Source organism: Pseudomonas sp. 2,4-D (assembly GCF_030418155.1).
GTDB lineage: Bacteria > Pseudomonadota > Gammaproteobacteria > Pseudomonadales > Pseudomonadaceae > Aquipseudomonas > Aquipseudomonas alloputida.
In genome coordinates this window covers 66,404-79,350 of the sequence record NZ_JAUHUI010000019.1, presented here as the reverse complement: position 1 = coordinate 79,350, position 12,947 = coordinate 66,404, and the positions used below count along the sequence as shown (strand labels likewise).

Sequence of the window (12,947 nt, the reverse complement as noted above, 5' to 3'; positions counted from 1 at the left end):
CGGTGCGCCCCCATGCAAAGGATGGATACGTGAGCGAGACTGTCTTGTCCAATAACGATCAACCGTCGGCGCAGGCGCCTGCGGAACCCGTTACCACCCCACCTGCCAAGCGCTCCGGCAGTGGCCTGGCAGCGCTGGCCTTGCTGCTTGGAGCGGCCGGGGTGGCGGTAGGTGGCTGGGGTGTCTGGCAGGTGCGTCAACTGCAGGGCAGTGAGTTCAACCAGGGCCAGCACATCGAGGCGCTGACCCAGCGCGCCGAGGCGCTGCAGCAACGTGAACAGCAGATCAGTGCGCAACTGGCCAGTCTGCCAGCCGCCAGCGAGCTGGAAGACCGCCGGCGTTTGGTAGCCCAACTGCAGGGCGACCAGCAGCGTCTCAGCCAGCGCCTGGAAACCGTGCTGGGAGAAAGCCGCAAAGAGTGGCGTCTGGCCGAAGCCGAGCACCTCCTGCGGCTGGCTACCCTGCGCCTTTCGGCGTTGCAGGACATCACCAGTGCCAAAGCCCTGGTCGAAGGCGCCGACGAGATCCTGCGCGAGCAGAGCGACCCGGGTGCCTTCGCCGCCCGCGAGCAACTGGCCCGCAGCCTGGCCACGCTCAACAGCACTCAGCAACCGGACCGTACTGGCCTGTTCTTGAAACTGGCTGCACAGCGTGAGCTGGTACAGCAGCTGAGCGCCCAGTCCCCCGAGTTCGACAGTAACGCCGATGCGCTTGGCGCCCTGACCGCCGACGGTGATGGTGCCAGCAGGCTGTCGCAGTGGTGGGCAGAAATATCAAAGTACTTCCAGATCGACTTCAATGCCGATGAAAACGTGCGTCCGTTGCTGGCCGGGCAGCAACTGAACCAGCTGCGTCTGGCCCTGAGCCTTACTATCGAGCAGGCCCAGTGGGCGGCGCTCAATGGTGATGCCAAGGTTTACACGCAGGCGCTGGACGACGCCCGCAGCGTACTGCTGGCCAACTTCAACGCAGACAACCCGCAAAGCAAGGCCATGCTCGACAGCCTCAATGCCCTGGCCGATCAGCCGGTGTCGGTGGTTACCCCTGACCTTAGTGAAAGCCTGGCGGCAGTGCAGGCCTATATTCAGCGCCGTCACCTGCCGGCCGAGGCTGAAGGGGGCAAGCCATGAAGCGTGTCTACTTGTTGGCCGTGCTTGCGATCGTGGTTGCTGCGGCACTGGGCATCGCGGTCGCCAAGCACAGCGGCTATGTACTGATTTCCTATGGTGGCTTCCGTTATCAGTCGGGGCTGTGGGCAGCCTTGGCGGGTATTTTGGCGGTCGTCCTGCTGCTGTGGTTGCTGCGCTATCTGGTCGGCCTGGTGCTGACTTCCAGTGGTGTGGTCAACCCGTGGTCACGGCGTAACCGCAGCCGACGTATCCGCCTGGCGATCGAACAGGGCCAGCTCGATCTTGCCGAAGGCCGCTGGGCCAGTGCCCAACGGCACTTGCACCGTGCCGCCGAGGCTGAGCGCCAACCGTTGCTGTACTACCTTGGTGCCGCGCGTGCTGCCAACGAACAAGGCCGTACCGAAGACAGCGACAACTTGCTGGAGCGCGCCCTGGAGCGCCAGCCGCAAGCGGAGCTGGCCATTGCCCTGACCCATGCCCAGTTGCAAATGGATCGTGGCGAAAACGATGGGGCGCTGGAAACCCTGCTGGCAATGCAGGAACGCCACCCGCACAACGGCCAGGTGCTGCGCTTGCTACAACGCCTTTACGTGGAGCGCGGCGACTGGTCTGCGCTGATCCGCCTGCTGCCCGACCTGCGCAAGGGCAAGGTGCTGCCGGCCGCCGAGTTGGCTGCTCTGGAGCAACGCGCCTGGGGCCAGAACCTGAGCCTGGCGACCACCCGTGGCGAAGATGCGCTCAGTGCACGTCAATCCTTGGAGCGCGCTTGGCAGCAGCTGACCGCAGCCCAGCGCCAGGAGCCACAACTGGTGCTGGCGTACGCCGAGCAACTGCGCCAGGTAGGTGCCCAGAACGAAGCCGAACAAGTACTGCGCACGGCCCTCAAGCGCGACTACGAAAGCCACCTGGCCCGTCTTTACGGCCTGGTGCGTGGTGATGACCCGGTGCGTCAGCTGCAAACCGCCGAAGGTTGGCTCAAGGCTCACCCGCAAGACGCCAGCCTGCTGCTGACATTGGGCCGTCTGAGCCTGCAAAACCGCTTGTGGGGCAAGGCGCGTGACTACCTGGAAAGCAGCCTGCGCATGGAGCGCAACCCCGAGGCCTGTGCTGAGCTGGCCCGCCTGCTCGCGGGGCTGGGCGAGACCGAGCGCAGCAACCAGCTGTTCCAGGAGGGCCTTGGCCTGCTGGACGAGCGCCTGCTGGCGCTGCCTTTGCCAGAAGGCGTGCGCGCCTGACCTACCCCAAGGCCCGCGCAAAGGTGCGGGCATTGGGGGCAGGTAATTTATCTTCCGCTGTCAGTTTGATCTGAAGTCTATTTCTTCCGTCGCCTCCTACGGCATATCTGGAAATTTCCTACGCGTTTCAGTGACTTGTCGTTGCTGTCGTGCCTTGAAACAAAGCGTGTCTTTCCTCTACCGTTTCAAGCCACTACTTTTTCCCCGGGACCTTCACCGCCCATGCTGCCGGCCCGTTTGCGCACCTTTTTTCTTCCTGCCTGCCTGGTCGCACTGGCAGTACTGGTTGCGTCTTTCCGTCTGGAAAACACAGTGGGGCTGATGCCGTGCCCATTGTGCCTCAGCCAACGGTTGCTGCTTGGCGGGTACGCGCTCCTGTGTTTCGCAGCCGTGCTGCAGGCGCCGGGCACGCGGGGCATCCTTCGTTATGCTCGGCTGGCGCTGGGCTGCTCGCTGGCCGGCGCATTGCTGGCAGCACGGCATGTCTGGTTGCAGGGGGCTGAGGGGGTCAATGAGGTATGCCCGGTGCCGATCGGGCGAGTGTTCGAACAATCCTGGGGTGAGGCGGCACGGCAACTGTTGCTGGGTGGCCCGGATTGTCGTTCGCTTGCCTGGAGTTTTCTCGATCTGACACTGCCGGAATGGAGCCTGTTAGCCTTCCTGCTGCTGGCGGTGCTGCCCTTGAGTTGCCTGCTGGCGTATCGTTTCCGCACCCTGGCAAGAGCATGACCTGGCGCAAGGTTGTGCCATTAGCGCGACCAATGGTGATGTAACAGGGTATTAAACACTTGTATGAACTTTGTGTGCTGCGTACCTTGAAGGGCAGCACGCGCGGGAATAATCTCCCAGCACGCATACCGGAAAAACAACTGCTCGATGCCGTCCTGCTGATGTCACCTTTGTGCTGCGCGGTCGTGGTGCGAGGTGCAGCGGCATCTACCCAGAAGGGAAGAGATCGCCATGCTCGATAGTTGTCAGAACGCCCAGGAACGCTGGGGTGGGGTTCACAAGCTGATCGACCGTTGGCTGGAGGAGCGCCAGGAACTGGTGCAGGCTTTTCGCGCCCTGCGCGATGTGAGGCCAGCCTTCGCCGACAAGGACACCAACGGGGACTTTTGCGCCCTTCTGGTCGACTACGTTTCGGCGTGGCACTTCGAAGTCTGCGAGCAACTGGTCAGCGAGGCCAAGGCGTTCGGAGACGAGAAGGCGCTGAAGCTGGCCGAAGAGATCAACCCACGGATCAACGACAGTACTCAGATCGCACTGGCCTTCAACGACCATTGCGCCAAGGGGGAGTGCAAGGACACCGAACGCTTTGCCGAGAAGCTGGCCAAGTTGGGCGGGTTGTTGCATGAGCGCTTCGAGCTTGAAGACTGCCTGATCGAAGTGCTGCACAACGCACACAAGGAAGAGGGTGCAGTGCAGGCCTGAGGTTGGCGTCAGTCACCAACCGCCAGCAGTTCGATCTCGAATATCAAGGGGGTATAGGGTGCAATCAGGTCTCCCGCCCCCTCGGCGCCATAGGCTTGCGCTGAAGGAATTACCAAGCGCCATTTGGCGCCGGTGTGCATTTTCGGCAACGCGACCTGCCAGCCTTCGATAACCGAATCCAGGTTGAACCATTGGGGGGTTTGGTTTTGGTCGAATATTGAGCCATCCGGCAATCTGCCCACATAACGCACCTGCACTTTGCCGCCCGCTTTTGGCTGTGCGCCCGTGCCTGCCTGCAATTCGCTGTACAGCACACCTTCCGTTAGTTCGTGCACCCCATAACGCCCACGTTCATTAGCCATGAAACGCGTTTCGGCGGCCTGCAGCTTTTGCGTAGCGGCGTCACCTTCCTGGGCTTCAAGCTGCTGCAGCACTGCCTGCATGCGTGTCTTGTCGAGCTTGAGGGGTTGCCCCTGATAGGACTGTTTCAGGCCTTCGACCAGTGCATCCAGTTGCAAGCCCGGCATCTCCTGGCGCAGGCGTTCACCCAGGCTGGCACCCAGGCTGTAGGCCAAATCGTGGTCGTCGTTGTCGGCCAAGGCGAGGGGTGCCATCAGGCATAAACCCAAAACAAGATTTCGAGGCAACGCCTGACTCCCAAATACCAGCAATGATTAATTCAGCAACTACACTTTCACGCAGCTGCAAGATAACAACTTTGCCCAGGCATGCAACGCGGCGTAAACATTACGGTCAACATGCCCTAGCGGCGGTAGCAGCAGAAGCATAGTATGAGCCGCAATCTCGTCAGCCAGGAGGTAAACCATGTCGGCCAAAAAGAAGCCAGTAAGTACGCCGTTACACCTGCTCCAGCAACTTTCGGGCAGCTTGCTCGAACACTTGGAAGAGGCCTGCTCGCAAGCGCTGGCTGATGCGGAAAAACTGCTGGCGAAGTTGGAAAAGCAGCGTGGCAAGGCGCAGGAAAAACTGCACAACGGTCGCCTGAAACTGCAGGACGCGGCCAAGGCAGGTAAAGCCAAGGCGCAAAGCAAGGCGCAAAAAGCCATCGGTGAACTTGAAGAACTGCTCGAGTCTCTCAAGGAACGTCAAACCCAGACGCGCTCTTACATTCAGCAACTCAAACGCGATGCTCAGGACAGCCTCAAGCTGGCTCAGGGTGTAGGTAAAGTACGCGAAGCTGCAGGCAAGGCCCTTGATCAACGTGCGGCCAAACCGGCTGCCAAGGCAACCGCTGCTGCCAAGCCTGCGGCCAAACCAGCTGCCAGGGCGACCGCTGCCGCCAAGCCTGCGGCCAAACCAGCTGCCAGGGCGACCGCTGCGGCCAAACCGGCTGCCAAGGCGACTGCGGCAGCCAAACCTGCGGCCAAGCCAGCTGCCAAAGCCCCTGCTGCCAAGCCGGCCGCAAAACCAGCTGCCGCCAAGGCACCAGCACCCACGGCCGCCAAACCCGCCGCCAAACCTGCTGAAGCCAAACCCGCTACACCGGCCGCCGCAACCAACTCGGTGAGCCCGGCTGCTGCAGCACCGTCGGCACCTGTGAGCACGCCGTCTCAGGCACCTTCGGCGTCCTGAAGCGCAGCCGCTGCGACGCGCAACTGAACTAGCGCGTCATGATGCAGAGCCTGGTCCGGTGCCAGCCGGGCCAGCCAGTCGTCCGCGGGCTCATGGGAGCCCACGGGCCACTGTTGCGAACGTTCCTGCAAGCGCTCCAGCAAGGCTTTTTCTGCCTGTAACTCCAACCCCTTCACTTGTTCACGCAATGCGGCCAATTGTGCATCACCCGATGCTGGGGTTTGCCATTGCTGGCGCAGGCTGCGCAGCGGGGCGACCACGTCACGCTGCCAAGGCTCGGCAAGTTCTTGCAGTGCTTGCGCACGTTCGCCTAGTACGGCCACACCACGTGCTTGCAGCCAGGTCGCGCACAGCAGCAGGCAGACATCGCCACCCAGTGCCTGCAGTTCAAGGCAGGCGGCTTCCACGCCGGGCCTGGCATACAGGGCCAGGGCGTAATTCCACAGGTCGGTGTGCATGGTTCCACTCGCGCTATGGGCCGAGGAAGCTGGTAGACTCCGCGACCATCATGATCAGACTATCCAACCTCACTTTACAGCGTGGTCCGCAGCGCTTGCTAGAAGGCGCCGAGATGACCCTGCACGCCGGTCACAAGGCCGGCCTGATCGGCGCCAACGGCGCCGGAAAATCCAGCCTGTTCGCCTTGCTGCGCGGTGAACTGTCGCCCGATGCCGGTGACTGCCAACTGCCCGGCGACTGGCGCATCGCCCACATGCGTCAAGAGGTCGACACCCTCGACCGCCTGGCTGTGGACTATGTGCTTGACGGCGACGTGCGCCTGCGCAAGGTCCAGGCCGAACTGGCCGCGGCCGAGCAGGCCCACGACGGCACCGCCCTGGCGCGCCTGCACAGTGAGCTGGAAAGCGCCGACGGCTATACCGCCGACGCCCGTGCGCGCAAGTTGCTGGCTGGGCTGGGCTTCACCAACGACCAGATGGACCGCCGTGTCGGCGATTTCTCTGGTGGCTGGCGGATGCGCCTGAACCTGGCCCAGGCACTGATGTGCCCGTCCGACCTGTTGCTGCTCGACGAGCCCACCAACCACCTCGACCTCGACGCTATCCTGTGGCTGGAAGACTGGCTCAAGGGCTACCCCGGCACATTGTTGCTGATCTCCCACGACCGTGACTTCCTCGATGCCGTGGTCGACCATGTGCTGCACGTCGAGCAGCGCAAGCTCAACTTGTACAAAGGCGGCTACACCGCCTTTGAGCGCACCCGTGCCGAGCGCCTGGCGCAGCAGCAGCAAGCCTACGAGAAGCAGCAGGCGCAGCGCGCGCACATGGAAAAGTACATTGCCCGCTTCAAGGCGCAAGCCACCAAGGCCCGTCAGGCGCAAAGCCGGATCAAGGCCCTGGAGCGCATGGAAGAGCTATCGGCGGCGCATGTCGACTCGCCGTTCGACTTTGTCTTCCGTGAATCGCAGAAAATTTCCAGCCCGTTGCTTAGCCTTTCCGAAGGTCGCTTGGGTTATGGCGACAAGGCCATCCTCGACAAGGTCAAGCTGCAGCTGACCCCGGGTGCTCGTATTGGTCTGCTCGGGCCCAATGGCGCCGGCAAGTCGACCCTGATCAAGAACCTTGCAGGTGAGCTGGAGCCGTTGTCGGGCCGCCTGGTTCGTGGCGAGAACCTGGCTGTAGGCTACTTTGCCCAGCACCAGCTGGACTCGCTGGACGACAAGGCCAGCCCGCTGCTGCACCTGCAGCGCATCGCTCCTACCGAGCGTGAGCAGACGCTGCGCGACTTCCTCGGCGGCTTCGACTTCCACGGTGCCCGTTGCGACGAGCCGGTGGTGAACTTCTCCGGTGGCGAAAAGGCCCGCCTGGCACTCGCGCTGATTGCCTGGGAGCGGCCAAACCTGCTGCTGCTCGACGAACCGACCAACCACCTCGATCTGGAAATGCGTCTGGCGCTGACCATGGCCTTGCAGGAGTTTGCCGGTGCAGTGGTGGTGGTGTCCCACGACCGTCATTTGCTCAAGAGCACCACGGACGACTTCCTGCTGGTGGCCGACGGCAAGGTCGACACCTTCGACGGTGACCTGGAGGACTACAGCCGCTGGCTGGTCGAGTACCGCCAGCGCAGTGCGCCGGCCAGTACTGCACCGGTCAACCCGGACAAGACCGACAAGAAAGCCCAGCGCCAGGCTGCCGCAGCCTTGCGTCAGCAGTTGGCACCGCACAAGAAGGCTGCCGACAAGCTGGAAACCGAGCTCAACCAGGTGCACGCGCAATTGGCCGAGATCGAGACCGCGCTGGGTGATGGTGGCCTTTACGATGCGGCGCGCAAGGACGAGTTGCGTGACCTGCTGGCGCGCCAGACCCGGCTCAAGCAACGCGAAGGCGAGCTGGAAGAGGCCTGGATGGAAGCGCTGGAAACCCTGGAAAGCATGCAGGCCGAACTCGAGGCGTTGTCCTGATGGAGGAACTGCGTTCGCTGCTGCCAGGGCAATGGATGGACACCTTCTGGCTGGGTTTGCAGATCCTCCTGATCCTGGCAGCGGCGTTCATCCTGCAACGTATCGTCGCCCGCGGGCTGAGCCGTCTGGGCCAGCGTTACCCGTTACCGCCGGAGCTGCTGGTGCCCGTGCGCGGTGGCCTGCGCTGGCTGATCATGGGCAGCGCGCTGCTGTTCGTGCTGGAGCGCATGGGTGTTTCGGCAACCGTGTTGTGGACAGCACTTTCCGGCTTCGTAGCGGTAGCGGCGGTGGCCTTCTTCGCCATGTGGAGCGTGCTGTCCAACCTGTTGTGCGCGGTGTTGATCTTCACGGTCGGGCCGTTTCGCATCGGCGATGTGGTCGAGCTGGTCGACACCCTCGACAAGCCAGGCGTGAAAGGCCGGGTGATTGCTATCAACCTGCTTTTTACCACCCTGCTGGAAGTGCCCGAAGCGGGCGGAGCGCTGGTGCAGGTGCCCAATAGTCAGTTCTTCCAGAAGTCGGTGCGGCGCTGGCGCGGGGCCGAGGTACAGGCCCTGCACAAAGACACAGCTGCCGAAGCTGACTGAGCCTGTTCTGGCCCCTTCGCGGGCACGCCCGCTCCCGCAGGTATTCCACAGCGTCTGAAAATGCACTGTAGGTGTGGGAGCGGGCGTGCCCGCGAAGAGGCCAGGTCAGGCCACACAAATCCATCAGAAATCACTGGTTATTTTTTCGCCAAAACCTTAGCTTAACGTTTTGCAACATATGTTCGAGCGAGGTGTGTGATGTCGATGGAAGTATGGTTAGGCTTTTTTGCCGCCTGCTGGGTGATCAGCCTTTCACCCGGTGCCGGGGCGATTGCCTCGATGTCCAGCGGCCTGCAATACGGCTTCTGGCGTGGTTACTGGAACGCCCTGGGCCTGCAGCTGGGCCTGATCATGCAGATCGCCATCATCGCCGCCGGCGTCGGTGCCGTGCTGGCTGCCTCGGCCACGGCGTTCCAGGTCATCAAGTGGTTTGGCGTCGGCTACCTTGTGTACCTGGCCTATAAGCAGTGGCGTGCCCTGCCGATGGACATGAGCGATGAATCAGGCGTGCGCCCGATCGGCAAGCCGCTGAGCCTGGTGTTCCGTGGTTTCCTGGTCAACATCAGTAACCCCAAGGCGCTGGTGTTCATGCTGGCGGTGCTGCCGCAGTTTCTCAATCCCCATGCGCCGCTGCTGCCGCAATATGTGGCGATCACCGTGACCATGGTCACTGTCGACCTGCTGGTGATGGCGGGGTACACCGGGTTGGCTTCGCATGTGTTGCGCATGTTGCGCACGCCCAAACAGCAGAAGCGTTTGAACCGCACCTTTGCCGGGTTGTTCATTGGTGCAGCCACCTTCCTGGCGACCTTGCGCCGCGCGCCCGTCTGACAGAGCGCATACAAGCCATTCGCGGGAAAACCCGCGATTGGCCCATCACTATTTTTCCTTGTCCACCAACCCCTTCAGCAGATCTATCGGCAGCGGGAAGACGATGGTCGAGCTCTTGTCCCCGGCAATCATCCCCAGCGTCTGCATATAGCGCAACTGCATCGCCCCTGGCTCCTTGCTCAGCATTTGCGCGGCTTGCATCAGTTTCTCCGACGCCTGCAGTTCACCTTCTGCATGAATCACCTTGGCCCGACGTTCGCGCTCGGCCTCGGCCTGGCGGGCGATGGCGCGTACCATCGACTCGTTCAGATCCACGTGCTTGATCTCGACGTTGGCCACCTTGATGCCCCAGGCATCCGTCTGAGCATCCAGCACCTGACGGATGTCCAGATTAAGTTGCTCGCGTTCTGCCAACAGCTCATCCAGTTCGTGCTTGCCCAGCACCGCACGCAGGGTCGTCTGGGCCAGCTGGCTGGTCGCCACCAGAAAATCCTCGACCTGAATGATCGCTTTCTGCGGGTCGAGCACGCGAAAGTACAACACTGCGTTGACCTTGACCGAAACGTTGTCGCGGGTGATCACATCCTGCGGCGGCACATCCAGTACCACTGTACGCAGGTCGACCCGTACCATTTGCTGGATCACCGGGATCAACAGGATCAGCCCCGGCCCTTTGACCTGCCAGAAGCGCCCCAGCTGGAACACCACGCCCCGCTCGTATTCGCGCAGGATGCGAAACGCCGACAGGACCAGCATGGCCAGCACGATCAGCACAGCGCCGAAACCGAATTGCATGAACATGCTCATTCTCCTTGCGTCGCAGGGGCGGCGGCGCTCACTTCCAGCATCACGCCATGGCGCGCGGTCACCCGCACGTTCTGACCAGTTTGCAGCGGCGTTGCGCACCGTGCTTGCCATGGCTCGCCCTGAGCCAGCACGACACCACAGAAGGGGTCGCTTGCCATCACCTGGGTGACGGTGACCAGGCTGCCGACCAGGCCGGCGTCGCCACTGACCAGAGCCCGTTGCCGGGCCTTGAGGGCCATGCCCAGCACGCCACCGATCAGGAGTGCCGAGAGCAGCGCCAAGGTGCCGATCAAGGCCAGCGGGATGCCGAAACCGGGGGCGTCGGTGTCGATCAGGATCAATGCGCCGACCACAAAGGCAACGATGCCGCCGAAGCCGACCACGCCGAAACTGGGCAAGAAGGCTTCGGCGATCATGAAGGTGATGCCAAGCAGGATCAGCGCCACCCCGGCGAAACTCACCGGCAACAGCTGCAGCGCATACAGCGCCAGCAGCAGGCAGATACCACCGACCACACCGCCCACCGCAGAACCGGGGTTCATGAATTCGAACAACAGGCCGTAAACGCCGATCATGATCAGGATCAGCGCTACGCTGGGGTTGGTGATGACCGCCAGAACCCGTGTGCGCCAGTCTGGCAGGTGCTCGACCACGCTGGCGCCTGCGGTCTGCAACTGGCGTGGCTGGCCGGCCACCTGGAGCGTTTTGCCGTCGAGCTTGCGCAGCAGGTCAGACAGGTCATCGGCCACCTGATCGATCACGTTCAACCGCAAGGCCTCGCTGGCGGACAGGCTGACCGCCTCGCGCACGGCCTGCTCCGCCCAGTCGGCGTTGCGTCCGCGCATCTGCGCCAGGCCACGGATGTAGGCGGCGGCGTCGTTGACCTGTTTGCGAGCGAGAGTTTCATCGTCGCCGCCTTTGGCTTTGTCGTCACTGGGCGTGCCAGGCGCACCGCCGATCCGCACCGGCGTGGCAGCTCCCAGATTGGTTCCGGGCGCCATCGCCGCGACATGGCTGGCGTAGAGAATATAGGTGCCGGCGCTGGCGGCGCGGGCTCCGCTGGGGGCAACGTAGCTGGCGACCGGTACAGGGCTGGCGAGAATTGCCTTGATCATCTGGCGCATGGCGCTGTCCAGCCCGCCCGGGGTATCCATGCGGATAACCACCAGTTGCGCGCCTTGCGCCTGGGCCTGGCTGAGGCTGCGCACCAGGTAGTCGGCGCTGGCCGGGCCGATGGCGTCGTCGATGTTCAGCACCCATACCGCGCCGGGCGCTGCCTGGCCACCTGGCGTGATGCCAAGCAATAACAGCAGCAACAGCAAACGCCAGCAGCGGGCGATCACCTGTCGTCACCTCATTTGCGCGTATTACACAAGTTTAGCCCCGCCCACCCGTACCCGGCCTAAAATTGGAGATTGGGGGGCGAAACCGGAGGTGCATCATGCGTATGGCAAAGACCCTGCAGGCCCGCCTGGACAAGGCCAACTGCGACTACGACATTATTCCCCACCCACATTCGGCCACCAGCCTGGAGTCGGCCCGAACGGCCGGCGTGCCCGCCGAGCGGGTCGCCAAGTCGGTGATGCTCGATGACCGTCATGGCAACTACATCATGGCCGTGCTACCGGCCAACCGGCACCTGGACATGACCAAGGTGCGTATGTCCGGGGCGTGGCATCTGACCCGTGAAAGCGGTCTGCCGAGCCTGTTCAACGACTGCGAGCGCGGTGCCGTGCCGGCCCTTGGCGATGCCTACCAGATAAAAATGCTGCTCGACCCGAGTCTTACCCGCCAAGGCGATGTCTACCTGGAAGCGGGTGACCACGATCACCTGATTCACATGAGCATGGAGCAGTACATGAAACTGGTGCCGCACGCCGAAGTGCGCGAGCTGTGCTGATGTCTTCAAACCAATGCCAGGCGGGCGTCGTGGACGGCTTGCCTGGCGCTCAGGAGGAACCATGGAAGCGCCGATCCATCCCTTTGCCGACCTGTTCAAGCAGCTGGGCTTGCCCGACGATCCCACGAGTATCGATCAGTTCATCACCAGCCATTCCCCGCTGAAGAACGAAATCAAGCTGGTGGACGCGCCGTTCTGGAACGACTCTCAGCGGGCATTTCTCAAGGACAGCATCATTGAAGATTCCGATTGGGCCGTGCCCTTCGATCAACTCAACGAAGCGTTGCGCCGCCCCCGAAAATAAAGCGCCGAGCGGCACCTGACGAGTGATCGGCCGTTGCTATGCTCAGGAAAACAATAAGGGGATAGCGCGATGAAAGATCCCTACGCACCAGGTTTCTGGTGTTCCGTGACGATCCTGGGCACCCTGACGGCCAGTTACTTCTATGGCATCAGACAGACGCAACAGATGAACCAGGCCGTGCATTTCCTGTACGCCGCTGCCGCAGTCACTGTAGCGGTTGCACTGGTGGCGCTGACATGGATCGCCTGGCAGCAGCTGCGCCTGAATAAGCGCGAAGTGGTGCAGGGGCGAACGCTGCTGACCATCTGGAACACCAAGGTTGCGCTACGCCGCGTCGAGACGGTCTTCGACCGTTATTTCTGGGGCAGCTACTGGCATTCGGGGCGTACCTTCGAAGAGGTCATGGGCGAGCTCAGGGGCACTCCGCTGGAGCAGAGCCTGGATGCGCTGAAGCGCCAGTGCCGGGTGCTCGACCGCGAAATCCATGACCGTCATCACCACTGGCTGGCCAACGCTCGCGATCTGTCCAGCGTGGCCCAGGCGATGGCCCGCGAACGCTACCAGCTGGACCTCGGCGAGCCCACGCACAGCGGCCACGGCAATACGGCAGTGCTCAACCGTGACCTGGAAGTGCTGGTGTACACCTGGTCGGCGCGCTTGCGTAGCTTCGACCATCAGCTGGACGAACTGGAGCGCGCCTACCATTGAGG

Annotated in this window: 15 protein-coding genes; 11 read left to right on the top strand and 4 right to left on the bottom strand. The window is 62.5% G+C overall.

Annotated elements, in window-relative coordinates; all coding sequences use genetic code 11:
- Window positions 1-29: 29 nt before the first annotated feature.
- The 4 genes from QYE47_RS15445 (at window position 30) to QYE47_RS15430 (ending at window position 3,796) form a co-directional block, all read left to right on the top strand.
- Entirely contained in the window at window positions 30-1,130 is a 1,101-nt protein-coding gene (locus QYE47_RS15445) for a uroporphyrinogen-III C-methyltransferase (protein ID WP_003255892.1), read from the top strand.
- Entirely contained in the window at window positions 1,127-2,365 is a 1,239-nt protein-coding gene (locus tag QYE47_RS15440) for a heme biosynthesis protein HemY (protein WP_014589299.1), read from the top strand. The genes QYE47_RS15445 and QYE47_RS15440 overlap by 4 nt, the downstream gene beginning before the upstream one ends.
- Before the next feature lie 222 nt (window positions 2,366-2,587).
- Complete coding sequence (locus QYE47_RS15435) at window positions 2,588-3,094, top strand: disulfide bond formation protein B (protein WP_014589300.1); 507 nt, start codon at window positions 2,588-2,590, stop codon at window positions 3,092-3,094.
- Window positions 3,095-3,325: 231 nt separating this feature from the next.
- A complete protein-coding gene (locus tag QYE47_RS15430; protein WP_014589301.1) occupies window positions 3,326-3,796 on the top strand; it encodes an Rsd/AlgQ family anti-sigma factor in 471 nt (156 codons plus the stop codon).
- Window positions 3,797-3,804: 8 nt separating this feature from the next.
- On the opposite strand, the gene QYE47_RS15425 is transcribed toward QYE47_RS15430, so the two are convergent.
- The gene (locus tag QYE47_RS15425; protein WP_041166816.1) at window positions 3,805-4,443 is read right to left on the bottom strand and encodes an FKBP-type peptidyl-prolyl cis-trans isomerase; all 639 of its coding nucleotides are present in this window, start codon (window positions 4,441-4,443) and stop codon (window positions 3,805-3,807) included.
- Between the two features lie 178 nt (window positions 4,444-4,621).
- Between QYE47_RS15425 and QYE47_RS15420 the strand changes: the two genes are divergently transcribed.
- The gene (locus tag QYE47_RS15420; RefSeq protein ID WP_301159096.1) at window positions 4,622-5,389 is read left to right on the top strand and encodes an AlgP family protein; all 768 of its coding nucleotides are present in this window, start codon (window positions 4,622-4,624) and stop codon (window positions 5,387-5,389) included.
- Here the strand turns inward: QYE47_RS15420 and QYE47_RS15415 are convergent.
- On the bottom strand, window positions 5,368-5,847 hold the full coding sequence (locus QYE47_RS15415) for a TIGR02444 family protein (RefSeq protein ID WP_070383348.1): 480 nt from the start codon (window positions 5,845-5,847) through the stop codon (window positions 5,368-5,370). The genes QYE47_RS15420 and QYE47_RS15415 overlap by 22 nt on opposite strands.
- A 50-nt stretch (window positions 5,848-5,897) precedes the next feature.
- Here QYE47_RS15415 and QYE47_RS15410 point away from each other — a divergent pair, with 50 nt between their 5' ends.
- The 3 genes from QYE47_RS15410 to QYE47_RS15400 all read left to right on the top strand — a co-directional run bounded on the left by QYE47_RS15410 (window position 5,898) and on the right by QYE47_RS15400 (window position 9,226).
- Window positions 5,898-7,808 (top strand): ATP-binding cassette domain-containing protein, encoded by a 1,911-nt coding sequence (locus QYE47_RS15410; protein WP_023389966.1) that lies wholly within the window; start codon window positions 5,898-5,900, stop codon window positions 7,806-7,808.
- Entirely contained in the window at window positions 7,808-8,395 is a 588-nt protein-coding gene (locus QYE47_RS15405) for a mechanosensitive ion channel family protein (RefSeq protein ID WP_014589306.1), read from the top strand. Before QYE47_RS15410 ends, QYE47_RS15405 begins: the two co-directional genes overlap by 1 nt.
- Before the next feature lie 198 nt (window positions 8,396-8,593).
- The gene (locus QYE47_RS15400; protein WP_010951582.1) at window positions 8,594-9,226 is read left to right on the top strand and encodes a LysE family transporter; all 633 of its coding nucleotides are present in this window, start codon (window positions 8,594-8,596) and stop codon (window positions 9,224-9,226) included.
- A gap of 48 nt (window positions 9,227-9,274) precedes the next feature.
- On the opposite strand, the gene QYE47_RS15395 is transcribed toward QYE47_RS15400, so the two are convergent.
- Together QYE47_RS15395 and QYE47_RS15390 are read right to left on the bottom strand one after the other, a co-directional pair.
- A complete protein-coding gene (locus tag QYE47_RS15395; protein ID WP_014589307.1) occupies window positions 9,275-10,027 on the bottom strand; it encodes a slipin family protein in 753 nt (250 codons plus the stop codon).
- A 2-nt stretch (window positions 10,028-10,029) separates the two neighbouring features.
- A complete protein-coding gene (locus QYE47_RS15390; RefSeq protein ID WP_014589308.1) occupies window positions 10,030-11,376 on the bottom strand; it encodes a nodulation protein NfeD in 1,347 nt (448 codons plus the stop codon).
- A 98-nt stretch (window positions 11,377-11,474) separates the two neighbouring features.
- Between QYE47_RS15390 and QYE47_RS15385 the strand changes: the two genes are divergently transcribed.
- The 3 genes from QYE47_RS15385 (at window position 11,475) to QYE47_RS15375 (ending at window position 12,945) form a co-directional block, all read left to right on the top strand.
- A complete protein-coding gene (locus QYE47_RS15385; protein ID WP_003255874.1) occupies window positions 11,475-11,933 on the top strand; it encodes an aminoacyl-tRNA deacylase in 459 nt (152 codons plus the stop codon).
- 61 nt (window positions 11,934-11,994) lie between these two features.
- The gene (locus tag QYE47_RS15380) at window positions 11,995-12,237 is read left to right on the top strand and encodes a DUF2789 domain-containing protein (RefSeq protein WP_014589309.1); all 243 of its coding nucleotides are present in this window, start codon (window positions 11,995-11,997) and stop codon (window positions 12,235-12,237) included.
- Window positions 12,238-12,306: 69 nt separating this feature from the next.
- Window positions 12,307-12,945 (top strand): hypothetical protein, encoded by a 639-nt coding sequence (locus QYE47_RS15375; RefSeq protein WP_003255871.1) that lies wholly within the window; start codon window positions 12,307-12,309, stop codon window positions 12,943-12,945.
- The last annotated feature ends 2 nt before the right edge of the window (window positions 12,946-12,947 follow it).